21 protein-coding genes are annotated in these 23,455 nt (G+C 66.6%); 11 read left to right on the forward strand and 10 right to left on the reverse strand.

Annotation, left to right across the window (positions count from 1 at the left end; all coding sequences use genetic code 11):
- Window positions 1-21: 21 nt before the first annotated feature.
- The gene (locus FHW85_RS10785; RefSeq protein WP_167253698.1) at window positions 22-210 is read right to left on the reverse strand and encodes a DUF6229 family protein; all 189 of its coding nucleotides are present in this window, start codon (window positions 208-210) and stop codon (window positions 22-24) included.
- Between the two features lie 504 nt (window positions 211-714).
- On the opposite strand from FHW85_RS10785, the gene FHW85_RS10790 reads away from it, so the two are divergent.
- Window positions 715-2,925 carry a prolyl oligopeptidase family serine peptidase gene (locus FHW85_RS10790; RefSeq protein ID WP_168648233.1) on the forward strand — a complete coding sequence of 737 codons (2,211 nt, stop codon included), beginning with the start codon at window positions 715-717 and terminating at the stop codon, window positions 2,923-2,925.
- 39 nt (window positions 2,926-2,964) lie between these two features.
- Here FHW85_RS10790 and FHW85_RS10795 read toward each other — a convergent pair whose 3' ends face one another.
- The 3 genes from FHW85_RS10795 to FHW85_RS10805 form a co-directional block, all read right to left on the reverse strand.
- A complete protein-coding gene (locus tag FHW85_RS10795; RefSeq protein WP_168648234.1) occupies window positions 2,965-3,447 on the reverse strand; it encodes a hypothetical protein in 483 nt (160 codons plus the stop codon).
- 59 nt (window positions 3,448-3,506) lie between these two features.
- Window positions 3,507-4,106 (reverse strand): hypothetical protein, encoded by a 600-nt coding sequence (locus tag FHW85_RS10800; RefSeq protein WP_168648235.1) that lies wholly within the window; start codon window positions 4,104-4,106, stop codon window positions 3,507-3,509.
- Window positions 4,107-4,169: 63 nt separating this feature from the next.
- On the reverse strand, window positions 4,170-5,039 hold the full coding sequence (locus FHW85_RS10805; RefSeq protein WP_168648236.1) for a LysR family transcriptional regulator: 870 nt from the start codon (window positions 5,037-5,039) through the stop codon (window positions 4,170-4,172).
- 163 nt (window positions 5,040-5,202) lie between these two features.
- On the opposite strand from FHW85_RS10805, the gene FHW85_RS10810 reads away from it, so the two are divergent.
- Entirely contained in the window at window positions 5,203-6,714 is a 1,512-nt protein-coding gene (locus FHW85_RS10810) for an MFS transporter (protein ID WP_168648237.1), read from the forward strand.
- 148 nt (window positions 6,715-6,862) lie between these two features.
- Here FHW85_RS10810 and FHW85_RS10815 read toward each other — a convergent pair whose 3' ends face one another.
- A complete protein-coding gene (locus FHW85_RS10815; protein ID WP_343203691.1) occupies window positions 6,863-7,783 on the reverse strand; it encodes a winged helix-turn-helix domain-containing protein in 921 nt (306 codons plus the stop codon).
- 217 nt (window positions 7,784-8,000) lie between these two features.
- Between FHW85_RS10815 and FHW85_RS10820 the strand changes: the two genes are divergently transcribed.
- Window positions 8,001-8,636: a YceI family protein gene (locus FHW85_RS10820; RefSeq protein WP_167253686.1), complete on the forward strand. Its 636-nt coding sequence runs from the start codon at window positions 8,001-8,003 to the stop codon at window positions 8,634-8,636.
- A gap of 58 nt (window positions 8,637-8,694) precedes the next feature.
- Here the strand turns inward: FHW85_RS10820 and FHW85_RS10825 are convergent, their stop codons facing one another.
- On the reverse strand, window positions 8,695-9,963 hold the full coding sequence (locus FHW85_RS10825) for an N-acetylmuramidase domain-containing protein (RefSeq protein WP_168648238.1): 1,269 nt from the start codon (window positions 9,961-9,963) through the stop codon (window positions 8,695-8,697).
- A 231-nt stretch (window positions 9,964-10,194) separates the two neighbouring features.
- On the opposite strand from FHW85_RS10825, the gene FHW85_RS10830 reads away from it, so the two are divergent.
- Window positions 10,195-10,869 carry an outer membrane beta-barrel protein gene (locus tag FHW85_RS10830; RefSeq protein ID WP_168648239.1) on the forward strand — a complete coding sequence of 225 codons (675 nt, stop codon included), beginning with the start codon at window positions 10,195-10,197 and terminating at the stop codon, window positions 10,867-10,869.
- A gap of 103 nt (window positions 10,870-10,972) precedes the next feature.
- Here the strand turns inward: FHW85_RS10830 and FHW85_RS10835 are convergent, their stop codons facing one another.
- The gene (locus FHW85_RS10835; protein WP_167253680.1) at window positions 10,973-11,275 is read right to left on the reverse strand and encodes a hypothetical protein; all 303 of its coding nucleotides are present in this window, start codon (window positions 11,273-11,275) and stop codon (window positions 10,973-10,975) included.
- A 175-nt stretch (window positions 11,276-11,450) separates the two neighbouring features.
- Between FHW85_RS10835 and motA the strand changes: the two genes are divergently transcribed.
- Together motA and motB are read left to right on the forward strand one after the other, a co-directional pair.
- Complete coding sequence (gene motA / locus FHW85_RS10840) at window positions 11,451-12,320, forward strand: flagellar motor stator protein MotA (RefSeq protein ID WP_167253678.1); 870 nt, start codon at window positions 11,451-11,453, stop codon at window positions 12,318-12,320.
- Window positions 12,317-13,312 (forward strand): flagellar motor protein MotB, encoded by a 996-nt coding sequence (gene motB, locus FHW85_RS10845; RefSeq protein WP_168648240.1) that lies wholly within the window; start codon window positions 12,317-12,319, stop codon window positions 13,310-13,312. The genes motA and motB overlap by 4 nt, the downstream gene beginning before the upstream one ends.
- Before the next feature lie 60 nt (window positions 13,313-13,372).
- Here the strand turns inward: motB and FHW85_RS10850 are convergent, their stop codons facing one another.
- Together FHW85_RS10850 and FHW85_RS10855 are read right to left on the reverse strand one after the other, a co-directional pair.
- The gene (locus FHW85_RS10850) at window positions 13,373-14,302 is read right to left on the reverse strand and encodes a sugar kinase (RefSeq protein ID WP_168648241.1); all 930 of its coding nucleotides are present in this window, start codon (window positions 14,300-14,302) and stop codon (window positions 13,373-13,375) included.
- Window positions 14,303-14,321: 19 nt separating this feature from the next.
- On the reverse strand, window positions 14,322-15,572 hold the full coding sequence (locus FHW85_RS10855) for an amino acid deaminase (protein ID WP_210427760.1): 1,251 nt from the start codon (window positions 15,570-15,572) through the stop codon (window positions 14,322-14,324).
- A gap of 225 nt (window positions 15,573-15,797) precedes the next feature.
- On the opposite strand from FHW85_RS10855, the gene FHW85_RS10860 reads away from it, so the two are divergent.
- From FHW85_RS10860 to FHW85_RS10870, 3 genes are all read left to right on the forward strand, one after another.
- Window positions 15,798-17,276, forward strand: coding sequence for a D-aminoacylase (locus FHW85_RS10860; RefSeq protein WP_168648243.1), 1,479 nt, complete (start codon window positions 15,798-15,800; stop codon window positions 17,274-17,276).
- Between the two features lie 33 nt (window positions 17,277-17,309).
- Complete coding sequence (locus FHW85_RS10865) at window positions 17,310-17,711, forward strand: RidA family protein (RefSeq protein ID WP_167253668.1); 402 nt, start codon at window positions 17,310-17,312, stop codon at window positions 17,709-17,711.
- 190 nt (window positions 17,712-17,901) lie between these two features.
- A complete protein-coding gene (locus FHW85_RS10870) occupies window positions 17,902-19,275 on the forward strand; it encodes a gluconate:H+ symporter (RefSeq protein WP_168648244.1) in 1,374 nt (457 codons plus the stop codon).
- A gap of 119 nt (window positions 19,276-19,394) precedes the next feature.
- On the opposite strand, the gene FHW85_RS10875 is transcribed toward FHW85_RS10870, so the two are convergent.
- Window positions 19,395-21,014: an FAD-binding protein gene (locus FHW85_RS10875; RefSeq protein ID WP_168648245.1), complete on the reverse strand. Its 1,620-nt coding sequence runs from the start codon at window positions 21,012-21,014 to the stop codon at window positions 19,395-19,397.
- A 386-nt stretch (window positions 21,015-21,400) separates the two neighbouring features.
- On the opposite strand from FHW85_RS10875, the gene FHW85_RS10880 reads away from it, so the two are divergent.
- Together FHW85_RS10880 and FHW85_RS10885 are read left to right on the forward strand one after the other, a co-directional pair.
- Window positions 21,401-22,066, forward strand: coding sequence for a response regulator (locus FHW85_RS10880; RefSeq protein WP_167253662.1), 666 nt, complete (start codon window positions 21,401-21,403; stop codon window positions 22,064-22,066).
- A 67-nt stretch (window positions 22,067-22,133) separates the two neighbouring features.
- Window positions 22,134-23,453 carry a sensor histidine kinase gene (locus tag FHW85_RS10885; RefSeq protein ID WP_168648246.1) on the forward strand — a complete coding sequence of 440 codons (1,320 nt, stop codon included), beginning with the start codon at window positions 22,134-22,136 and terminating at the stop codon, window positions 23,451-23,453.
- Window positions 23,454-23,455: the final 2 nt, after the last annotated feature.

Raw genomic sequence — 23,455 nt, forward strand, 5'->3', positions numbered from 1 at the left:
CCACGGCTGCGGCGAATCAAATCAACAGCAGAAGCCGGGGCGCGAAGCCGTGCAGCCGCTGCAGCGGGTATCCAGCGCGATTTCCGGGCTGGTCACGGCCGCGATGGTGGCCGCCTGGCCTTCGGTGTACAGCGAGCCCGCCGGATTGGCGTAGCCGTCCACGTTATCGGAGCCCTTCAGCCAGCCTTCCACGATGTGATCGATCTGCATGGGTCGTACTCCTTGATGGTGTGCGCTCGGATGGGACGCGTACGCGTCTACCGCAGTGAGCGCGGCTGCGGTGAAAGCGAATGGGGATCAGGCGGACCGCGCATGAGCGGGACAGGCATGCCGTGGCGAAGCGTTGCGGCGAAGCGGAAGCAGAGGCGATGTACTGGGCGATGTCATCCGTGGCGACGTCCCTTCCTGTCCTTTCACGCGATGCCCCCTGCATGCGTCGGTGGCCAGCTGCCGCGGCCGTTTCCTTGAAACGCCCTGGAGGGCGCGCCTTTCATGTCCGAATGTTTATCAACCGCCCGTTGACGTGAAGGCAATGTGATTCCGCATGGCATATGGGCTGGCGAGGCCATGCAGTTCTTTGCGTGCTGCACACGAGCCAGCGAAGTGCGATGACGATCACATTCCGCCCGGCAGTAATGACTAACGGCGGTTATGACGACAGGTTCCTGCGAACGAAGCTAAGCTCCTGCGCTTCCTCGCTCGCAAGGACACCGCATGAGCCGCAGGTCCGCTTCGCCGCGCCGACACGCTTCCCTTGGCCTCGCCCTGATCGCCTGCATGCTTGCATCGGCGGCTTTCGCCAAGCAGAACGATGGCCCGCCGCCGGCGCGCCGCGTGAACGTGACCGAGCAGATCTTCGGCCATACGGTCAGCGATCCGTACCGCTGGATGGAAAACGAGCCGAATCCCGAATTCCAGAAGTGGCTGACCGCGCAAGGCGACTACACGCGCGCGAAACTCGACGCTTTGCCGACATTGAAGGCCTGGCAGGAAACCCTGCAGAAGACCAGCGGCAGCGAAGTGGTTCATCGCGCCCAGCGCCATGTCGGCGGGCGCCTGTTCTTTATCCGCCAGGAAGGCCAGGGCAGCGGCACGCTGATGCTGCGCGAGGCCGACGGCAAGGAACGTGTGCTGCTCGATCCGGCCACGCTTGCCGGCGAAGGCGGCCATGCCTCGATCACGCTGTTCGCACCGTCGCCGGACGGGAGCAAGGTGGCGGTGAATACCGACCGCGGCGGCGCCGAAGTCACGCGGCTGGAAGTGTTCGACGTCAAGACCGGCAAGCCCACCGGCGATGCGGTGGAACCGGTGTGGGGCGAGTTCGCGGCCGACTGGCTGCCCGACGGCAGCGGCTTCGCGTATACGCATATGGCCCCGGCGGACCAGCGCACGAACGGCGACCCGCTGCAGGACATGCGCCTGCGCTTCCATCGCCTGGGTGCGCCCGCGGCGCAGGATCCGATCCTGCTGCGCGCGGGCAAGGGCGAAGGCGTCAATGCCTCGTTCGAGATTCCGTCAAACCGTTTTCCCACTATCAAATTTCCCACCGGCTCGCGCTGGGCCGTCGCTGCCGTCACGGGCGCGCAACCGGAGACGCGCTACTGCGTCGCCCCGCAGGCCGAGGCGATCAAGCCCGGCGTCCACTGGCGCTGCATCGCCGCGCAGGAGGACCAGGTGCAGGAAGCCGTGGTCCATGGCGACACGCTTTATCTCGTCTCCGCGCACAAGCGCTCCAACGGCGAAGTGCTGGCGCTCGATCTCTCGCAGGCCGATGCCACGCTGGCGCAGGCGCGCTCCGTGCTTCCGCTGGAGCAAGACGACATCGTGGTCGGCCTGGTGCTGACCGACACGCAGAAACTGGCGCCGGCCCGCGACGCCTTGTACGTGAAGGTCACCCGCAACGGCATCGACAGCGTGCGGCGCATCGACTACGCCAGCGGCAAGTCCAGCGCGGTACCGATGCCGCTGGCCGGCGCCGCCTCGCTGTTCCACGCGGACGACAACCAGGACGGCTTCCTGCTGGAACTGCGCGGCTGGACCACGCCGCCGAAATCCTGGCGCTACGACCCCAAGGACAGCGCCATGCACACGCTCGGCCAGGACCAGTCCAGCCCGGCCGACTACAGCATGATCGAGACCACCGAAACCGAATACGTCAGCAAGGACGGCACCCACGTGCCGCTCACCATCCTGCACCGCAAGGATGCGGTGGCGGACGGCAGCCATCGCGCGATTCTGTGGGGCTATGGCACGTTCGGATTGTCGGTGGTGCCGGTATTCAATCCCGTGCGCCTGGAGTGGGTGAAGCACGGCAATATCTTTGCCTATGCGCACGTGCGCGGTGGCGGCGAGAAGGGCGAGTCCTGGCACCAGGACGGCAAGGGCCCGAACAAGCACAAGGGCGTGGAGGATTTCATTGCCGGCGTGCAGGCGCTGAGCAAGCTGGGCTATAGCCGCCCGGAACGCACCAGCCTGATTTCCGGCAGCGGCGGCGGCCTGCTGCTCGGCGGCGCGCTGGTGAGCGAGCCGAAGGCGTTCGGCGCCGCGGTATTGCGCGTGGCTTTCGTCAATCCGATCCGCCTGATGCACGCGCACAACGGCGCCAACCTGATCGGCGAATTCGGCGACCCGGGCAAGGCTTCCGACTTCCCCTACATGCTGGCGTCGGACCCGTACCAGAACATCAAGCCGCATACGGCTTATCCGCCGGTGATGCTGGACGTCAGCCTCAACGACAGCCGCGTCGATCCGTGGCAGACGGGCAAGTTCGCCGCCGCGCTGCGTGCCGCCAATACCAGCGGCAAGCCGATCTGGATCCGCACCAATGCCAACGGCGGGCACGGCATCCAGGTGTCGCTGGGCGCGGAGGCGACGGAGTTTGCGGATATCTACGCCTTCCTGGATGCGCAGCTGCCGACGCCTTGATGCGGGCGCCGGCGGTCTGCGTGTGCGTGCGCCGCCGTGTCAGCGCACGCGCGTGAAGTAGTTGGTGCGGATGATCGGCGTGCCGTTGTCGCCGAAATAGGTGGCCGTTTCCACCATCGACTTGCCATCCGGGGCGGCGACGTAGATGCGCGTCGAACCCGGCGTCCTGGCCTTGCTCAACACCATCACCAGCACGTTCGGCGCCGGCTGCGTCAATGCCACGGTGTCGGCCTCCATGCCGCCCGTGATGGAACCCGGAACGCCATCGGTACCCACGGTGGACTTCGAATGGATCCGCACGTCGCCGGCATCGACGATATCGACCTCGGTCTTGAGCTTGTTGCCGCCCGCCTCGGCGAACGTGAAGGTGACGCTCTTCGGGCGCGCCGCGGCGGCCATGGGCAGGCGCGCGGTGTCCACCGCCCAGGTGCCGAGCAAAGGCGATGCCGCGGGTGGTGCGGCGAGCGCGGGCGTTCCCTGGATCAAGCCACAAAGCAGCACAGCAGCGCAGAACGCTTTCATGGGGGTACTCCGTGGGAGTGGGGTGGCAGCAGGGTACGGCAAAAACCTCTGCCGCGGGATCAGCGGCTCACCGTGCCGATTTCTTCCACGAACACCAGCTCGCACGCGCCATTGCCGGTGTCTTCGCGCGTCATCGAGGTATGCCAGCGCCAGCCATCGGGCCGGCTGGCGTCGACGAGAAAGCCCTGCAGGTGGATCACCTGCCCCGGCCGCACCCGCTCCAGCGCGCGGCGCACCGCATCGTCGGCGGGGATCATGTGCATATTGGCGCTGGAGATTTCGATATCGCGTTGCGGGATGGGGAACTCCTCGACGCGCCAGTAGTAGAAACGATGGGACTGGCTGATCGAGATCTTCGCCAGCACGGCGCTGTCGGACATGGGGCCCCAGCCGAGCGCCAGATCCACCGGCGCCAGCGAAGCGCCGGCATCGAAGCGGTAATCCTCGCGGGAAAGCACGCGCGCGGTGAGCTCGAAATGAGCACGCGTGAGCAGGCTGACGTCGCCACGCTGCAGGACGGTGCCGTTGGCGATGTCGTCCTGGATGGGCGCAGCGGGAGCAAGCACGCCGGCAGCCGGCACGGACGGACGCTGCCGCGACCAGTGCAGGGCGACCAGCCCGAGCAGCACGAGGACCAGCAGCAAGCCCCATTTACGCATGGATAATGCATTTCCCCTGTTCTTCTAAAAGCATAGCGCAGGCGCCAGCCGCCCGGCCTGCGCTCAGCCGTGGCTGGCCGCGAGCGGAACCCGCGTCATCTGCTCGATCATCCGCCCGAACTCCACCGCCGCCGGCGTCTTGCCGCCGCTGCTCCAGACCAGGGTGAAGTCCACCTTGGACAGCGACGGCAGCCCGTACTGCCCATCGACGATCTTCATGCCCGGCTCCACGTCGTCGCGCGCCAGCACCGTCACCGCCAGCCCCGCGAGTATCGCCGCGCGGATGCCCTGCTGGCTCTGCGAAGTGAATACGACATGCCACGGCACGTCCTTCCCCTCCAGCGAGGCGATGCCGACCTGGCGGTTGATGCACGGCGAAGGAAAGAACGCGAACGGCAACGATGCGCCCGCGGGCACGTCGAAGGTCTCCGCGGCCACCCATACGAACTGCGTACGGCGCAGCGGCGTGCCTTCCTTGTCGTCCGGCGCGGTCATCACCACCGCCAGATCGAGTTCGCCGGCCTTGATCATCGGCATCAGATCGAGGTTCATGCCGACGCTCACATCCAGCCGCACCGACGGAAACGCGCGGCCGAACTGGCACAGCAAAGTGGGCAGGCGGTCGCCGAGGAAATTCTCCAGCACGCCGAAGCGCACCACGCCGGAAATCGGCGACGGCCGGAAGCGGCGCGCCATGCTGTCCAGCGTGTCGAGGATCTTCTGCGCGTACTGCAGAAACTCCTCGCCGTCCTCCGTCAGGGTCAGCGCGCGCGTGGTGCGGTAGAGCAGCTGCCGGCCCACCTGTTCTTCCAGGCGCCGGATCTGATGGCTGATCGCGGACTGGGTCAGGTTCAGGCGCTGGGCGGCGCGGGTGAAGCCGCCAGCCTCTTTCACGGCGACGAAGGCGCGCAGCAGGGCGGGGTCGAAGTCCATGGGCGATTGATGAACAGCCTTAATGGGGGCGACAAAAATAAATCATTTCCATCATGGATGGCGCGTGCCGAAAATAAAGGCCTTCCCCTCCTCCCTCGGCGATGCATAAGCCGCGCGGCCAGCCGCGTGCGGCCGGCGTTTGCCTTTCGACCCGGAGTCCACCGTGGCGCCCTCCCCCACCCATCGAAACGCCGTCGCCGCCGTAGCGATCTGCCTCGCGGCCCTGATGTTCGGCCTGGAGATCTCCAGCGTGCCGGCCGTGCTGCCGACCGTGGAAAAATTGCTGCACACCGGCTTCAGCGGCGCGCAGTGGATCATGAATGCCTACACCATCGCCTGCACCACGGTACTGATGGCCTCCGGCACGCTGGCCGACCGCTATGGACGCAAGCGCATGCTGCTGCTGAGCGTGGTGGCGTTCGGCATCACTTCGCTGGCCTGCGGGCTGGCGCGCGATGCGTCGGTGTTGATCGCCAGCCGCTTCCTGCAGGGCATGAGCGGCGGCGCCATGGTGATCTGCCAGATCGCCGCGCTGTCGCACCAGTTCCAGGAGGGGCCGGCGCGCAGCCGTGCGTTTGCGGCGTGGGGGATCATCTTCGGCGTGGGGCTGGGCTTCGGGCCGATGATCGGCAGTGCGATTGCCGTCTGGCTGGACTGGACCTGGGTGTTCCTCATCCAGGTGCCGCTGTCGCTGGTCACGCTGGCCTTGATTGCATGGAGCGTCGACGAATCGCGCGATCCGGAAGCCAGGCATCTGGACCTGGCGGGCATCGTGTCGATGTCGCTGGCGGTATTCGGGCTGACTTATTTCATCACGCAGGGGCCGTCGCTTGGACTGCACCACCCGCTGGTGCTGATCGCCCTGTTCGGGGCCACCGCCTGCTTCGCCGCATTCCTGTACGTGGAGAAAAACCACGCGCATCCGATGTTCGATTTTTCGGTGTTCCGGATCCGTCCGTTCTCCGGTGCGCTGTACGGCTCGATGGGTATGAACTTCAGCTTCTGGCCTTTCATGATCTATCTGCCGATCTATTTCCAGTCGGTGCTGGGTTATGGCGTCGTCACCTCGGGCCTGGCCTTGCTCGCGTACACGCTGCCGACCTTGGTGATTCCGCCGCTCGCCGAAAAACTGACAGTGCGCTATCAACCGCGCGCCGTCATTCCCGCCGGCCTGTTCACCATCGGCCTGGGCTTCTTCGTCATGCCGCTGCACGGGCTGGCCGCCTTGCTGACCGGCTGCGTGCTCGCGGGCATCGGCTTGGGAATGACCAATACGCCCGTGTCCAATACCACGACGGGCTCGGCGCCGACGGCGCGTGCCGGCATGGCATCGGGCATCGATATGAGCGCGCGGTTGATCACCCTGGCGATCAATATCGCGCTGATGGGGTTCCTGCTGATCGAAGGGATACTTGCGTACCTGAAACGTGCGATTCCCGGCGCGGCGGACGCATCGGCATTACGCGATACCGCCAACCAGATCGCCGCCGGCAATCTCTCTTCCTACGGCGCGCCGGCGCACGACGCGCTGGTCCAGGGCTTCCACTGGGTGATGCTGTATGGCGGCATCGGCGCGTGGGTGCTGGCGGCGGCGAGCTTCGTGACGTTCGGTTCGAAGCCGCAAAAAACAGCTTCATTGAGCCGCTGCGCAACCGACTCCGGCAACGGAGCCTAATACCGTCATTCCGGCGCAGGCCGGAATCCAGTGGCGGGAGTGCGCGGTTTTCGCGATAGAGCTGGATGGCTTCTCGCGAAAACCAGTCGATATCGCCACTGGATTCCGGCCTGCGCCGGAATGACGAAGGTGAGAGGTGCGGACCTAATTATCGAATCGCTGGCGTCAACGCCTTCGCCGCCTCGCCGGCAATCTCATCCTGCACCTTGAGCTTGTCGCCCAAGGGCCGGTCGTACGTCGCCGACCACACCACGAACCCATCCGCCGCGCGAACCAGCCGCGCCGCCACGCGCATGGTATCCCCCGACTTCCGCACGCTGCCGTCGAGCACATAGGCGACACCGAGCGACCTGGCGATATCCGCCACCGGCACCTGCTTGTCCTTGTAATAGAACGACGAGGTCGGCGCGGACACCTGCATGCCGGGGAACTTGCTGAGCTGGTCGATCAGCTCCTCGGTCATGCCGTCGGCGAACGGCTCCTCGTTCATCTTGTCGGTGAGGTCGAGGAAGGGCAGCACGGCGATGGAGCGGGCGCCGCGAGCGGCCTGCGCGGCGGGATGGTCGCGCAGCAGCCAGTAGGCGGAGATGGCGCCGCAGGACAGCAGGATCACGGCGAGCGCCAGGGCTGAGCCGACCAAGGCGCCTCGCCCCTGCCTGGGAACCCTGAGCGGCTCCGGCTTCGCTGCGGGCATTTCAACGGATGCGGCCGTTTTGTCCGGCAAGGCCTGCACGGCCGCAATCAGCCGATACCCCCGCCGCGGCACGGTGGCGATATACGCCGGCTGCTTGGGATCGTCCCCCAGCAAGCGCCGCAAGGACGTCACCGCCTGGTAGACCGAATCCGGCGTGACGATCACCCCCGCCCATACCTCGTTGAGCAATTCGTCGATGCTGACCACCTGGCCGGCGCGGTCCGCCAGGCACAGCAGCAGGCGCATGGTGCGGGCTTCGACGCGCAGCACGTTGCCGTCGCGCGACAGCTGGTCGGCCATCGGGTCGACGATCCAGTCGCCGATGCGCAGGGTTGCGCGCGTCGAGCGCTCGGGGTCGGAGGGCACGTAACTCACTGTTTATCGCCACCTTGGGGAAAGCCGCCGGATAGTCGCATCAACGTTTGCGGGCCACAACCGAAGGCAACCCGGCCTTGCTTCAGAACTCTTCAGGCCAATTCAGACGCTTTTTCAGGACTTCCCACGCCGCCGCCGGCACGGTGCCGAGGCACGCCGATGCGTGCTGGAGACCCACCATCGGCCCCGCGCCGACCTCAGCCCTGGAGCCCTGCCCATGATCCGCCGTACCGCCTTCGCCCTTGCGCTCGCCCTCGCCGCCTGCCCGCTCTGGGCGGCCACTTATACGCTGGAGCCCAACCACTCCATGGGCACCCTCCGCTGGAGCCACCTGGACTTCGCCAACCCCACGGCGCAGTTCACCCGCGTCGAGGGCACGCTGGAGTTCGACCCCGCCAATCCGCGCATGGCTTCGGTAATGGTCACCATTCCCCTGGCCAACCTGAGCAGCGGCATCCCCGACCTGGACGAGAACCTGCGCTCTCCCGCCTTCTTCGACCTGGCCCGCTTCCCCACCGCCACCTTCAAAAGCACCAAGGTCGAGACCACCGCCATGGCCAACCAGCTGAAGGTGACGGGCAACCTCACCGTGCACGGCATCACCAGGCCGGTAACGCTGGATGTCACCATCAACAAGGTGGGCGAGAACCCGCGGCTGAAACTGCCGGCGGTGGGCTTCGAGGCGATGGCGACGCTGAAGCGCTCCGACTTCGGCCTGGGCAAGTTCGTGCCGCAGGTAAGCGACGAGGTGACGCTGCACATCACCACGCAGGCGGATGAGGCGAAGGGCTATGCCGCTTATCTGAAGGCCGACGCGGAAGAGGAAGCCGCGGCCAAGGCGGCGAAGAAGTAATCAGTGCATGCGAGGCAGCCGGCACGGCTGGCTGCCTCCATCGGCCTTGGCGTTCTATTTACGGCGCGGCAACGGGACCCGTAGTGGCCGGCGCACCCGTCGGCTGCATGCCGGCGGTAATGGTGTCGAACGCGTCCGCATAGCTCTTTACATGGTCGCCGTAGCCGGCAATGCCGCCGTTATAGGCCTTGGCGAAGGCGTCGTAATCGCCGTCGTTGAGGTCTTTCTTCATCGACGCGTTGGCGCCGATAAAATCGGTCATCGAGGCGAACTGGTTATAGGCGCTGTCCTTCAGCGACTGGTACATCGCGTCCGCGCTGGCGTAACCCACGGTGGCATGGTTGAAACCCATCACCTGGCCGGGCCCCATCGAGATGGAGGACGCGGCGGCCTCCGGGTTCATGCCATAGGCGTAATTGAATGCCGACCAGTTGATGTCCTGGTCCTTGGCGGTACCGGTCGGATGCAGCGCATGCCAATCGTCCGGATCGCCCGTGGCATTGAACTTCTGTCCTTTGTAGCCCAGCCCCTTCGCCTGGTTGTACTGGAAATGCAGATCGAATTCCGGCTGCAGCGACGGGTCGATCGCCTGGTCGAATTTGTGTGCCTCGAAGCGGATGGTCATGCGCGCATGGGGGTCGATCGCGCCACCCGTTTCCTGCGTGATGATGCCGAGCACGTCCTTGACCTTGATGCCGGCTTCGTCCGCCAGGCCTTCGATGGCGGCGCCGTACTTGTTATAGGTCTGCGCCACGGTGAGCTGCACGCCGGTGAGCCTGGAGGTATCGATCAGGCCGAGCTTGCCCGGGCCGGATTCGATCGACGGCGGCGCGGTGAGCATGCTCTGCAAGGCCAGCGCCGTGAGATTGGCCTGGCGCAGGTCGGTGGCTTTGACGTCGTAGTCCTTGGCGATCGATTCGATCGTCTCGCCCGGCATCACCGTGTGTTCCATCACCATGCGCGGATTGGCCGCCGGGACGGTAAGGCTGACGCCGGCCCATGGCTGCACGTCCTTGACCGCGTCCTGCAGCTCGGGCAACGACGAGGTGAAATCGAAGCTGCCGCCCGCCGGCTGCAGCAGATCCGGGTTGGCGGCGCGGATGGCATTGGCGTCCACGTTGTAGCGCGCAGCCAGTGCGTCGACCGTTTCGCCAGGCGCCACCGTGTGGCTGAAATCCAGGCCCACTGTCGCTGCGGGAATGCTCAGCGTAGTGCCCGCGACGGCATCCGCCTGCGGCGTGCCGCCATGGGGATTCGCTGCTTGATTGCCGAGCGATGGCGCGTTGTTCTGCGAGTCGCTGCCGCCTACACCGCTGGTCGAAGTCATCGGAGTCGCTCCTTGCCGGGGGCTATGCGCGATGGAGCCGAATGTAGGACTAATCCCCGGGGGTTATTACTAGGGTGTTCCCTAGTTCTGCGTTACCGGAAGCGTGACGCGATTTTTCGGAGAGGCTCCGCCGAAGCAACGCCGGACCAACACCCATCTCTGGATAATTCGAGTAGGGCGCATGACAGCCTCTTCTATACGTTGCCCTCACTTTTAACAGCGAGGTAACGCATGACGAAGTGCATCATTGCCGGCTTGCTGCTGACCGCAACGGTTGCGGCCACGGCCGCCCCTCAGGAGCAGGGGCCTTACGGAACCATCAAGCTGTTCGACTCCGATCGGCAACTCTCGGACATGACCCTCACCAGCCCACGCGTCACCCATCGCACGCAGCATCCGAAGTCGGCGCACTCACTCAATGGCTCCCTGGGCCTGAGCTATCAATACCAGTCGCCTTTCCGCACCGAGCTGGAATACAGCTTGCCATCGGACGCGCGCCATGTCGGACGCTGGGCGCCATTCACCGCCAATGACAACGTGCTGCATACCCGCACGCAACGGCTCATGCTCAACGGCTACGCGAGCTGGCCGCTGGCGCGGAACCTGTCGCTCTACGGCATGCTCGGTACAGGTGTGGCGGTGACGACGGCGTCCGGTTGGCAGACCCGCCCGGAACGGGCGTTCGAACCTCACCGGAATGTGCGCGCCGCTTACGCCGTGGGCGCCGGTGCGGATCTACGCATCGCGGCAGGCATGCACCTGGAACTCGGCTATCGCCAGGTCGATCTGGGGCGCATTTCGACGAACCCGAATCTGTTCGACAACCGCGCCCACGCCCGCGACGAACAGCTGAAGGGACATCTGCGCGAACACAACGTCTATCTGGGTTTCCGCAAGAGGCTTTGATCCTTGCGCGCGGGGCATGGATGCCTCCGCCGCCATGCGGGCGGGGAAATGGAGGCATCCATGCCTCCCTCGCTTCCCCGTCCTTCCCCCTGGCTTTGTCCGGTCAATCGGTTTTCCACATCGAGGGATCGATCATGAAGGACGTCCCGGGCTGCAGCCGCATCCTCTTCAGCGTGTCCACCAGGCGATCGCGCGCACGCAACTGCCTGTCTCCGTCCATCGGGTCCCACGAGGAACCGATATCGCTGTCCAACGTCTGCAGCTTCAGCGCGACCGGAGGTCCCAGCTCGGCAATGGTCATGCCGCGCTCCCGCACGATGCCGGGTCCGCGCCCCACCTTGTCGATCCAACCCATAAGAGCACTGGCCTGATACAGCGCCTGGTCGTAACTCAGCTTGTCAGCCATGAATCCCCCTGTGCGATTGGAATGGGCGGAGTCTAGGGGGCCATGGACGGGAGCGATTGACCGCCCGTCTCATTCTTCCAGCACGCATATCACGGCGCCGGTCGGCTCAATTTTTTTACCCCCGCGCCGATAAGACCCGGACACGGAGCAAGAGGCTCCGTCCCCCGGAGCGAATATGCTGGTCCTGATCGGCGCCGTCGTGGTGCTTGGATGCGTGCTTGGCGGTTTTCTGTTGTCGCATGGGCAGATGCTTGCGCTGTGGCAGCCGTATGAGTTGCTGATCATCGGCGGTGGTGCGCTGGGTGCGTTTCTGTCGGCCAATCCGTCCAAGGTGGTGAAGGCGGCGGCGCGCGATGCGCTGGGGCTGCTGAAGGGGCCGAAGTATCGCAAGCAGGATTATGTGGATCTGCTGGCGATGCTCTACGACCTGTTCAGCCTGATGCGCAAGGAAGGACTGCTCAGCCTGGAGCAGCACGTGGAGGACCCGCAGTCCAGCCCGCTGTTCTCGGCTTATCCGCGGCTGCTGCGCGAGCATCACCTGATCGAATTCACCACCGACTGCCTGCGGCTGATGGTCGGCGGCAGCATGAATCCGCATGAGCTGGAGCAGTTGCTGGAGGTGGAGCTGGAAGCGCACCACCAGGAGGCGGTGGCGCCCGCGCTGGCGGTGACCAAGCTGGCCGACGCCCTGCCGGGCTTCGGCATCGTGGCGGCGGTGCTCGGCATCGTCACCACCATGTCCCAGCTCGATGGCGATACCTCGCGCATCGGCATGCATATCGCCGGCGCGTTGGTCGGCACCTTTCTCGGCATCCTGCTGTGCTACGGCTTTGTCGGTCCGCTCGGCGCGGCAATGGAGAACCGGGTGCAGGAGGACGGCAAGGCCTTCGAGTGCGTGAAGATCGCCCTGCTGGCCAATCTGCGCGGCTATAACCCCAAGGTAGCCGTGGAGTTCGCGCGCAAGTCGCTTTCCACCAACACCCGCCCGGGCTTCCAGGACCTGGAGGATCACCTCAAGGCGCCGCGCGCCAAGGCCACGGCATGAGCGAGCAGGGCCAGCTGCCGCCCATCGTGGTGCGGCGGGTGAAGCGGCGCGGCCATGGCGGCCATCATGGCGGCGCCTGGAAGGTGGCTTACGCCGACTTCGTCACGGCGATGATGGCGTTCTTCCTGGTGATGTGGCTGATCGGCGCCGGCACGCGCGAGCAGCGCGCGGCGATTTCCGAGTATTTCAAGAATCCCAGCATGACGCAGGGCACCGCCACCATGGCGCCACCGGGACAGACCGGGCCGGGCGGCGCCAGCACGAGCATGATCAAGCTCGGTGGCGCGAAAGATCTGGCGCGCGCTCCCGGCGGCAAAGCCCAAGGCGGCATCGCGGCCAGCGTGGACCCGAAGGAGATCGAGAAAGAAGCGCGGCGGCAGGAACGGGCGCGGCTGGAAGACCTGATGCAGCAATTGCAGGCGGCGATCCAGAACAGCCAGGCCCTGGCCCCGTTCAAGGACCAGCTGCTGCTGGACATCACGCCCGAAGGCCTGCGCATCCAGATCGTCGACAAGCAGAACCGCCCCATGTTCGACATCGGCAGCGCCCAGCTGCGGCCGTACACCATGACGATTCTTGAGGAACTGGCGGGTTTCATCGACCGCGTGCCGAACCGGATCAGCCTGTCCGGGCATACGGACGACGCGCCGTACAACAGCGATCATCGCTACAGCAATTGGGAACTGTCGGCCGACCGCGCCAACGCCGCACGCCGCGCCCTGCTCGCCGGCGGCCTGACCGAAGACAAGATCGCCCGCGTCGTAGGCCTGGCCGCCTCAGTGCCGTTCGACCGCAGCAATCCGGCCGACCCGGTCAACCGGCGCATCAGCATCATCGTGATGAACAGGCAGGCGGAGGCATCGTCGCTGTTGCAGGAGGCCGGGCCGGCGGTGGCCGCCACGGCCGGCGCGGCCCTGCCCGATGTCGCGCCTGTCGTGCCGGCTTCGCCGGCGGTGGCGATCCTGACGGTTCATCCGCGAGGGGCGCGGTGACCCGCGCCCCTCGCGCTGGATGACGCCGATGGCGCGATGCCTATCGGGCCTGGCCTGCACTCACGAAGCGCAGGCGTATTTCTCCAGCGCCCCGTACACCGCCGCGGCATGCGGAATGGAAGCGACGGCGCCGTAGCCGGTGGTCGACAGTGCCGCGGCCACGTTGGCATAGCGCGCCGCCGCCACGGCATCGTCGCCTGCCACCAGCCGCGCGACGAAGGCGCCGCCGAAGCAATCGCCTGCGCCGGTGGCATCGACCGCCTCCACCGCGTACGCCGGCACCAGGGTGCGTTGATGCAGCGTGGCGACGTAGCAACCCTGCGCGCCCATCTTCAGCGCGATCAGCTCGACGCCGTAGCCCAGCAGCGTGTCGACGATGAAGTCGCGGTCGTCGCAATTCAGCAAGGCGGTGACGTCGTCCCAGCTCGGCAGGCACACCTCGCACATCCGCAGCGCTTCGCGCATGACGGCGCGGGCCCGCGCCAGCGGCCACAGGCGCAACCGCAGGTTGGTGTCGAACGAGACCATGACGCCGGCCGCGCGCGCTTCTTCCATCGCGGCCAGGCCGGCATCGCAGGCGCTCTGGCTGATCGCCAGGCTGATGCCCGACAGGTGCAGCGCGCGCGCCGAGGCGATGGCCCGGCGCGGCAGCCGGTCCGGCGCATAGCGGCTGGCGGCGGAACCGGCGCGCAGGTAGTCGAAATGGTGTCCCGACGCATCGTGCGACACGAAGTACACGCCGGTCGGCGCCTGTTCGTCCGTCACTACATGGGTGTGCTCGACCTGCTCCGCTTCCCATAGCTGGCGCAGGCCATCGCCGAAGCGGTCTTCGCCGACGGCGCCGATATAGCCCGCCTCGGCGCCTTGGCGTGCGGCGGCGATGCAGAAGTTGGAGGTGTCGCCGCCGTAGCCGAGCTGCCATGCGGCGCTGTCCGGACGGGTCTGGTTGAATTCGGCGAGCGGCTCGCCGAAGGCCAGGATCTGCGTCATTGCTGTTCGTCCTGCCGTCTCAGAAATAGGTCTGCACGATGTCGACCACCTGGCCGGCATCGTCGATCACGGGAATCTGCCGCCACTTGTCGAAGGTCAGGCAGGGATGGGAGATGTCGAAGGCGAGCATGTCGCCGACGCGAAGATCGTCGCCGGCGGCGATCTTCAGATAGGCGTGCTGGTCCATCATGCCGGTGATCGCCCAGTGCTCCGGCGCGGCCGCGGGGGCGGAGCTGCCGGGCCGGAAGTGCGCGGCCGGCAGCGGGAAACCCGCGTCGAAGGCGGCATCGCGCTTGCCCAGCGCCACGATGGCCAGCTCCGGTTCCGGCACGGATTGCACGTAGGCCCATACCTGCAGGGCGGGCAGCAGGCTGGACTGCATGCGCTGCGCGATGGGGTTGCTGGCCTGGATGCGCGTCTGCGCGGCGCGGTAGGCACCGACATCGTGCGTGAGATAGCAGCCCGGGCGCAGCACCACATCGAGCGGCACACCGATATCGGCTTTGGAAAATTCTTCGGCCACCACGTCGTACCAGGCCGACCCGGCACCGCTCAGCACCGCAGGCGCACGTTCCAGGCGGCCCGCCCGCGCCAGGGCATGCACGGCCTCGACCGCACGCTGCAGAAAGGCGCGGATCACTGCCTCGTCTTTCAGCACGCCCTCGTAGACTTCCACACCGGCCAGCTTGACCGTGCCCTGCGCCTGCGCCAGCGCTTCGAGCACCGCCTGCCATTGCGCCTCGTCGCGCACGCCGGTGCGGCCACCCTGCACGCCGAGCTCGATCAGCACCTGGACGCGCTGCCCGGCCGCGCCGAAGAACGCCGCCAGCTGCCGCACCTGTTCGACGCTGTCGACCAGGCAGAAGAACTCGAACGACGGATCGGCCAGCAGCTCGGCGACGATCGCCATATTGCGCCGCCCCACCAGCTGGTTGGCCATCAGCACGCGCCGCACGCCATGCGCATACGCCGCGCGCACCTGCTGCGCCGTCGCCAGCGTGATGCCCCAGGCGCCGGCGTCGAGCTGGCGCGCGAACAGGCGCGGCGCCATGGTGGTCTTGCCGTGCGGCGCGAGCTGCACGCCGTATTCGGCGGCGAAGCGCTGCATCCATGCCAGGTTGTGCTCGAGCCGCGGCTGCGACAGCACGGCCGTGGGCAGGCTGAGGTCTTCCTCGAACAGATTCCAGCCGCGCGCGGCGACCTCTTCCGGCGCACAGGGCGCGTCGAGCCCGCCGATGCCTTTGTCGAGCGGATGGACGGTGGCGGCCATGAGGCCGCTCGGCGACTTTCGGTCGGGCATAGGGAATTGTCCTAAATACCGGGGGATGTCACGGAAAAAATTGATCATAGGCGAACGGTCATCGATCTTGAACGCACGCGAACGCCGACGCCATCGCACCGATCCAATTTTCAGAATTAACCGTCAGATCTTTCCATCACGACCAGCAGCTACCGACGCACCAGCCTAGATATTTCCTACCGACCGAGGATCGCCATGCAGCACTTTCACACTCTTATCCGCCGCGTCCGCATCGTCGATGGCAGCGGCGCCGACATGGACGACACCTTGTTCGACGTCGCCATCGAAGACGGCCGCATCGCCGAGATCGGCCACGCGCTGGTCAGCCGCTGGCGCGGCATCGATGAAATCGACGGCGCTGGCCTGACGCTCGCGCCCGGCTTCATCGACGTGCACACGCACGACGACCTGCAGCTGATCCGCGAGCCGCAGATGCTGCCCAAGCTGTCGCAGGGCGTGACCACGGTGGTGGTCGGCAACTGCGGCATCAGCGCCGCGCCCGTCGCCCTGGGCGGCGAGCCGCCGGACCCGATGAACCTGCTCGGTCCGGCGCAGGCGTTTGCCTATCCCACCTTCGCCGCCTACGTCGAAGCCATCGAGCGCGCGCAGCCGGCGGTGAACGTGGCGGCCCTGGTCGGCCATACCTCGCTGCGCCAGAACCATATGGACCGGCTGGACCGCTGCGCCACGCCGGCGGAGATCGACGCCATGCGCGGCCAGCTGCGCGAGGCGCTGGCGCATGGCGCGCTGGGCCTGTCCACCGGACTGGCCTACGGCAATGCGTTTGCCGCCACCACCGAGGAGGTGATGGCGCTGGCCGAGCCGCTGGCGGCGGCCGGCGCCATCTACGCGACGCATCTGCGCACCGAGTTCGCCGGCATCCTCGGCGCCATCGACGAAGCCTGCCGGATCGGCCGGCAGGCGCGGGCGCCGGTGGTGATTTCGCATCTGAAATGCGCCGGCGCCGCCAACTGGGGCCGCGCGGGCGAGGTACTGGACGCCATCGAGGCGGCGCAGCGCGATCATGCGGTCGGCTGCGATGCCTATCCCTATATCGCCAGCTCGTCCACGCTCGACCTGAAGCAGGTCACCGATGACATCGAGATCGACGTCACCGCATCGGTGCCGCATCCGGAAATGGCCGGGCGCACGCTCAGGCAGATCGCCGAACTCTGGGGCATGGATCTGATGGAGACCGCGCACCGCCTGCAACCGGCCAATGCCGTCTATCACAACATGTCCGATGCGGACGTCTCGGACATCCTGGCGCATCCCGCCACCACCATCGGTTCCGACGGCCTGCCGCACGACGTGCATCCGCATCCGCGCCTGTGGGGCGCGTTTCCGCGCGTGCTGGGCTACTACAGCCGCGAACGCGGCCTGTTCGGCCTGGCCACCGCCGTGCGCAAGATGACCGGGCAGTCGGCGGAGCGCTTCGGCCTGGCCGGGCGCGGCTTCGTCCGCCCGGGTTATTGGGCCGACCTGGTGCTGTTCGACCCCGCCACCGTGCGCGACACGGCCACCTTCGACCAGCCGCGGCAGCAGGCGGCCGGGATCGAGGCCGTATGGGTGAACGGCGTGCTGTCCTATCGCCAGGGCCGCGCGCTGCCGCAGCGCGCAGGGCGTTACCTTCCCCGGCAGGCGGCGGCGCATGCCGCCGCGGCTACCGCCTGATTTCCATCCACTCCAACATCCGAGGACTCAAGCATGACCGATCCCATCGTTCGATTCGGCGTCGAAGGCGGCTCCGGCACCGGCGGCCAGCATCTGCCCTTTGCGCGCGCCGCGGGTGCCGACGGCTGGCTGTTCGTCTCCGGGCAGACGCCGATGGTGGACGGCGAGGTGATCCACGGCGGCATCATCGAGCAGTCGCACCAGACCATCCGCAACCTGATCGCCATTCTCGAAGAAGCCGGCTACGGCACCGAGCACGTCGTGCGCTGCGGCGTGTGGCTGGACGATCCACGCGACTTTCCTTCGTTCAACCGCGTGTTCAAGCAGTACTTCGGCGCGCACCCGCCGGCGCGCGCCTGCGTGGTGTCGAGCATGGTGGTGGACTGCAAGGTCGAGGTCGACTGCGTGGCCTACAAGAAACCGACGGCGGCGTAGTCAGCCCATGGAATCTCAGCGGTCGCGCCCGAGATTTCAGGCCTTCGGGTAAGAGCTTTCGCATCATTGCGATGCGTAGCTATAGGAGTCTGCTGAAAACAACGCGGACAAAGGCGATTGCCAACCGACAGGAGCGTTTTGTCAGGCATCTTGAGCCGGTGTCCCGTATCCATCGCGCACCGGTGAGGCAATGAACCCCATACAAACCAACTTTCTGTTGCAAGGCGATGCCTTGCTGCTGGCGGCAACCGTGGCCGTGGGCGTCCTGATCTATCTGATCGCGGCGCTCAAGCTCAATCCCTTCGTCGCCCTGCTGGCCGTGTCGCTCGGCTTGGGTGCGGCGGTCGGCATGCCGATGAAGGGCATCGTCAAGGCGTTCGAGACCGGCGCCGGCAATACGCTGGGCCATATCGCGCTGCTGATCGCGCTGGGCACCATGCTCGGCAAGATGATGGCCGAGTCCGGCGGCACCGAACGCATCGCGCATACGCTGATCGCCGCATTCGGCGAGCGGCGCGCGCACTGGGCCATGATGTTCGTGGCCTTTATCGTCGGCCTGCCGGTGTTCTTCGACGTCGGCTTCGTGCTGCTGATACCGGTGGCCTTCCATATCGCCCGGCGCGCCGGCCTGCCGCTGCTGCTGATCGGCCTGTCGATGGCGGCCGGCCTTTCGGTGGTCCATGGGCTGGTGCCGCCGCATCCCGCGGCCCTGCTGGCGGTCACCGCGTACAAGGCCGACATCGGCAAGACCATCCTCTACGCGGTGCTGGTAGGCCTGCCCGCGGCAATCATCGCCGGGCCTTTGTACGCCCGCTGGATCACGCGCTACGTCGTCGTCGAGGGCGACAATCCGCTGGAGAAGGAATTCGTCGAGATGGACGGGTCGCGCGAGCTGCCGAGCTTCGGCATCGCGCTGGCCACGCTGCTGCTGCCGGTGCTGCTGATGCTGGTCGGCACCTGGGCCGACCTGCTGACCACGCCGGGCGGCGCGGCCAACCAGTTGCTGGCCTTCCTCGGCAATCCGGTGGTGGCCCTGCTGGTCGCGGTGCTGCTGAGCTTCTACACCTTCGGCAAGCGCCGTGGCTTCAGCCGCGAGACCATCCTCGGCTTCACCAACGACTGCCTCGCGCCGACGGCCACCGTCATCCTGGTGGTGGGCGCGGGCGGCGGCTTCGGCCGCATCCTGCTGGATTCGGGCGTTTCCCACGCCATCATCGCCGCGACGCAGTCCTCGCAGATTTCGCCGCTGCTGCTGGGCTGGCTGATCGCCGCCCTGCTGCGCATCGCCACCGGCTCAGCCACGGTGGCCATGGGCACGGCCTGCGGCATCGTCGCGCCGATCGCCGCGGCGGCGAGCAAGGCGGTGCATCCGGAACTGATGGTGCTGGCCACGGGTGCCGGTTCGCTGATCCTGTCCCACGTCAACGACGGCGGTTTCTGGATCGTGAAGCAGTACTTCAACATGACCGTGACGCAGACGCTCAAGACCTGGACGGTGCTGGAGACGCTGATCTCGATCATCGCGCTGCTGCTTACCCTGGGACTGGCCGCGATCGTTGGCTGACGGGCTCGAACGATCCGGGAGCACGCATGCTCCCGGATCGGCCTCATAGCCCATGCCACCGCGTGGCATGCTCCGAAAGGCCCCGCAACGCACAGAGCCTGCTGGCGCGGCTTCGGTCGTCAGCCGCGGTGAACGGGCGGCGGCGTGGCCCCCAGCGACATCGAGAAGCGGAAGATCCGGCCTGGATCGTACTTGTTCTTGGTGGCGACCAGCTCCTTGTACAGCGGCCCGTAATAGAGTTCGCCCCAGTTGTAGTAGGGCTTGGACGGGTCCTCGCCGGTCAGCATGTCGACGTCCGGATAGCCGATATAGCAGCCCTCGTAGCGCGACGCCGGCAAGGCCAGCGACTTCGGATACGGCGTGCCGTTATAGCCGTCGAAGCGGTGCACTTCGTAGTAGAAGTCGCGCAGCCACTGGATGTGCTTCTCGTCGTTGGCGCTGTCGGTCCAGTAGGTCTGGTACTGCAGCTTCATGATCGAATTGCGCTGGAATACCGCAGTCTTGTTCGCAGCCGGATCGAAACCATTGTTGCCCGCGGCCTTGTGGTTGATGGCGCCGCCGTAGGAATCGACCTGCACCAGCGACTGCGAGAAGTCGCCATCGCCCTTCTGCACCAGGTACTTGAAGAGCGCATCCATCTCGTGCTCGGTGAAGACGTCCTTCATGTACGAGGACTTGTACTTGCCGCGCTGGTTGTTGCCCGAACCGTTGACCGTCTGCGTCGCATACAGCCAGTCGTACACGATGGCGCCCTCCGGCAGCTCGCCGACGGCCTGGCGCGAGACAGGATGCCGCGCAAACGGAAGCGGCCCCGTGCCCGGCATGTAGGCGGTGTGCGGCGCGCCCTCCGCCACCGAGTCCATGGCATTGATCAGGTCGAGCAGCGGCTGGGTGTCTTCCAGCTGTCCGTTCTGGTCCGTGTACTGCACCACCAGGCCGATGTTGCCCGCGCTGATATGCGTGAGCTTGAACAAGGTGAACAGGCCATAGGTACGGGGGTCGCTGTCGGCCCGCTTCATGTAGTTGGCATAGGCCTGCAGGAAAGCCTTGAACCTGGGCTTGTCGTTCGCGAACTGCGCCCACGGATACTGCTTCGTCAACAGCGCCACCTTGGCGGGTGCCTTGGGCAGCGGGTCGAAGTAATAGCTGGTGATGATGCCGACGTTGCCGCCGCCACCGCCGCGGCAGAGCTTGAACAGGTCCGGATCGTTAGTGGCATCGACCAGGCGGCGCTCCACCGCCCCGTTCTTGCCCACCGTCAGCAGCTCCACCGCCTTGAGCCAGTCCACGGTCAGGCCGTGCATGCGCGACATCAGCCCGTAGCCGCCGGCCACCACGTGGCCGCCCACGCCGACCGAGTAGCACGAGCCGCCCGGCGGCAGGCTGCCGGTGAGCTTGAACAGGTTGACGTAGCCGTCCCAGTTCTGCGTACCGGCGCCGACGCGGTAAAAGGGGTTGTCCGCGTCGTCGTGGATGCTCAGCTCGGTCAGCTGGCCGATGTCGATGATGACGCCGCCGGAATTGTTGGATACGAAGCCTTCGTAGCAATGCCCGCCGCTGCGGACGGTGGGGCGCAAGCCCTGGTTCACGGCGTTCTGCAAGGCGCGCTCGGCATCTTCCACGGTGCGGCAGACGTAGATCGAGCCTGCGTCCTGGCCGGGAGATGGCCAGCGCTGGTTGAAACCCTTCTTCAAGGTCTCGTAGCGGGAATCCTCTTTTCCAATCGAAATGTATGACATGGCAAATCCTCGCCTGATTGATGATCCATGGCGCTTCGGGGGTCGAAGCAGGGGAAACACGGAGTGGCCGCCGCCGTGCCGGAAAGGTCGATCGCCCGTTCCGGGCAGCGCCGCGGGCGTCTCCGTGGCGATCATTTTTGCCGGCGCCCCGTGGGCGCGGTGTGGTTTGGGCGGGAGATTCAGAGCGCATCCCGCACATCCAGTATTTGTACGAAATTGGCGGCTTGCTCGCTCGAAACCTGCGCCGTGGAAAACGCTTAGGCGTGATGGCGGCGTATTCGAAGCACCGGTCCGCGGCGACCTTAGTTTTTTCTTAGCCGGTACCGGCTATTTCCCCCGGGCATGGGCCTGCTAGCATGCCGGGCACTCCGTTCAACGTGCCTCTTATGCGCATATTGCTAGTCGAAGACGATCCGCTGGTGGCCGATGGCATCGTCCGTGGCCTTACCGGCGAGGGCTATGTGGTCGACCACGTGGGCACCGCCGAGCCGGTCTCCGGGATGATGGACAGCGCCCACTACGACCTGGCCATCATCGACTTAGGCCTGCCCGGCGAGGACGGCCTGAGCCTAGTGCGCCGCCTGCGCCGCTCCGGCCAAGGCCTGCCGCTGCTGATCGTCACCGCGCGCGACGGCCTGGACGACCGCGTCAGCACGCTCGACCTGGGCGCCGACGACTACCTGGTGAAGCCCTTCGCCCTGCCGGAACTGGCCGCGCGCTGCCGCGCCCTGATCCGCCGCGCCAGCGCCGCCAGCGCCAACGAGCTCACCGTCGGCGGCCTGCGCATCGACCTGGCCGGCCGCCGCGCCATCAATGCCGCGGGCGAGGCGCTGGAACTGACCCGCCGCGAATGGTCCATCCTCGAATGCCTGGCACACCACAGCGGCAAGGTGGTGAGCAAGGAGCGCCTGACCCAGGCCATCGCCGGCTGGAGCGAGGACATCTCCGGCAACGCCATCGAAGTGCACGTGTCGCGCCTGCGCAGCAAGCTGGGCGACTCGGCCTCGATCCGCGGCATCCGCGGCCTCGGCTACCGGCTCGAGGACGGCTGACATCACTCCGCGGCGCCCCAGCGTCCGCCGCCGCCTGCTGGGCTACCTGCTGGCCCCGCTGACGGTGATGCTGGTGGTCGGCGTGGCGATCGACCATCACTCGATCGTGTCGCCGATCTACGCCTCGTTCGACCGCTCGCTGGCGCGCGCGGTACTGGCGATCGCCACGCAGATCCACCGCCAGCCCGGCGGCCAGTTCGACATCATGCTGCCGGACCATCCGCCGCCGCCGCTGCGCGCGCTGCCGGAAGAACGCTTCTTCTATCGCGTCAGCAATACGCAGGGCTCGACCTACGCCGGCTCCGAAGACCTGCCGATCGTGCCGGCCGAGAAGGACGACGAATTCGCCTACGCCGACGCCAGCTACCAGGGGCTGGGGTTGCGCCTGGTGAGCTACCGCGTGATCGAAGGCGGCGAGCCGCTGGTCATTACCGTGGGCGAGACGCCGCTGCGCCGCGACATGGCGGTGCAGCGGATGGACCTGTCCTTCGGCGTCAACGACAGCATCCAGATGCTGCTGGTGTTCGGCATCGCCCTGTTCGGCATCAGCGTGGCGCTGCGCCCGCTGCAGCGGCTGCGCGACCAGATCGCCAACCGCCCCTCGCACAATCTCACCGCGCTGCCCACCGACAACGTGCCCAGCGAAGTGCTGCCGCTGGTCGAATCGCTCAATGCGCTGCTGGGCACGGTGCGCGACTCCGCGCTGTCGCAGCAGCATTTCCTCGCCAACGCGGCGCACCAGCTGCGCACGCCGCTCACCGGAGTGAAGGCCCAGTTGGAAGTGCTGGCCCGCGACACCGCCGGCACGCCGCTGCATGAACGCATCGCCCTGCTGCATGGCGGCGTCGACCGCCTTGCGCATACCGCCAACCAGCTGCTGGCGCTGGCCCGCGCCGAGCCGTCGGCGCACGGCTCCAGCCGCTTCCTGCCGGTGGACCTGGGCAAGCTGATCGCCCAGGTGGTGAGCGCCTCGCTGGACCGCGCCCTGGCCCATGACATCGACCTGGGCGCCGACTGCCAGCCGGCGCGCGTGGCCGGCGTGTACTGGGTGCTGCACGAGCTGCTGATCAACCTGGTCGACAACGCCATCCGCCATACGCCCGCCGGCGGCCACGTCACCCTGCGCTGCGGCGTGGAGGGCGGGCGGCCGTTCCTGGAAGTGGACGACACCGGCAGCGGCATCCCGCCGGCCGACCGCGAAAAGGTGAAGGAGCGCTTCTACCGCGGTCCCAACAGCGACGGCGACAGCTGCGGCCTGGGCCTGGCCATCGTCGAGGAATCGGCCCGCGCCCACGGCGCCAGCTTCAGCATCCTCGATGGCAGCTGCGGGCGCGGCGCGCGGATGCGGATCGATTTCCCGGTGCGCGCCTCGTCGCCGGATCGCTAGCC

Source organism: Dyella sp. SG609, from assembly GCF_012275375.1.
Taxonomy (GTDB): Bacteria; Pseudomonadota; Gammaproteobacteria; order Xanthomonadales; family Rhodanobacteraceae; genus Dyella_D; species Dyella_D marensis.

What these genes read in the sequence shown, in the direction of transcription:
- FHW85_RS10785 (WP_167253698.1), bottom strand. Translation starts at nt 210, where the DNA reads ATGCAGATCGATCACATCGTGGAAGGCTGGCTGAAGGGCTCCGATAAC.
- FHW85_RS10790 (WP_168648233.1), top strand. Translation starts at nt 715, where the DNA reads ATGAGCCGCAGGTCCGCTTCGCCGCGCCGACACGCTTCCCTTGGCCTC.
- FHW85_RS10795 (WP_168648234.1), bottom strand. Translation starts at nt 3,447, where the DNA reads ATGAAAGCGTTCTGCGCTGCTGTGCTGCTTTGTGGCTTGATCCAGGGA.
- FHW85_RS10800 (WP_168648235.1), bottom strand. Translation starts at nt 4,106, where the DNA reads ATGCGTAAATGGGGCTTGCTGCTGGTCCTCGTGCTGCTCGGGCTGGTC.
- FHW85_RS10805 (WP_168648236.1), bottom strand. Translation starts at nt 5,039, where the DNA reads ATGGACTTCGACCCCGCCCTGCTGCGCGCCTTCGTCGCCGTGAAAGAG.
- FHW85_RS10820 (WP_167253686.1), top strand. Translation starts at nt 8,001, where the DNA reads ATGATCCGCCGTACCGCCTTCGCCCTTGCGCTCGCCCTCGCCGCCTGC.
- FHW85_RS10825 (WP_168648238.1), bottom strand. Translation starts at nt 9,963, where the DNA reads ATGACTTCGACCAGCGGTGTAGGCGGCAGCGACTCGCAGAACAACGCG.
- FHW85_RS10830 (WP_168648239.1), top strand. Translation starts at nt 10,195, where the DNA reads ATGACGAAGTGCATCATTGCCGGCTTGCTGCTGACCGCAACGGTTGCG.
- FHW85_RS10835 (WP_167253680.1), bottom strand. Translation starts at nt 11,275, where the DNA reads ATGGCTGACAAGCTGAGTTACGACCAGGCGCTGTATCAGGCCAGTGCT.
- motA (WP_167253678.1), top strand. Translation starts at nt 11,451, where the DNA reads ATGCTGGTCCTGATCGGCGCCGTCGTGGTGCTTGGATGCGTGCTTGGC.
- motB (WP_168648240.1), top strand. Translation starts at nt 12,317, where the DNA reads ATGAGCGAGCAGGGCCAGCTGCCGCCCATCGTGGTGCGGCGGGTGAAG.
- FHW85_RS10850 (WP_168648241.1), bottom strand. Translation starts at nt 14,302, where the DNA reads ATGACGCAGATCCTGGCCTTCGGCGAGCCGCTCGCCGAATTCAACCAG.
- FHW85_RS10855 (WP_210427760.1), bottom strand. Translation starts at nt 15,572, where the DNA reads ATGGCCGCCACCGTCCATCCGCTCGACAAAGGCATCGGCGGGCTCGAC.
- FHW85_RS10860 (WP_168648243.1), top strand. Translation starts at nt 15,798, where the DNA reads ATGCAGCACTTTCACACTCTTATCCGCCGCGTCCGCATCGTCGATGGC.
- FHW85_RS10865 (WP_167253668.1), top strand. Translation starts at nt 17,310, where the DNA reads ATGACCGATCCCATCGTTCGATTCGGCGTCGAAGGCGGCTCCGGCACC.
- FHW85_RS10870 (WP_168648244.1), top strand. Translation starts at nt 17,902, where the DNA reads ATGAACCCCATACAAACCAACTTTCTGTTGCAAGGCGATGCCTTGCTG.
- FHW85_RS10875 (WP_168648245.1), bottom strand. Translation starts at nt 21,014, where the DNA reads ATGTCATACATTTCGATTGGAAAAGAGGATTCCCGCTACGAGACCTTG.
- FHW85_RS10880 (WP_167253662.1), top strand. Translation starts at nt 21,401, where the DNA reads ATGCGCATATTGCTAGTCGAAGACGATCCGCTGGTGGCCGATGGCATC.
- FHW85_RS10885 (WP_168648246.1), top strand. Translation starts at nt 22,134, where the DNA reads ATGCTGGTGGTCGGCGTGGCGATCGACCATCACTCGATCGTGTCGCCG.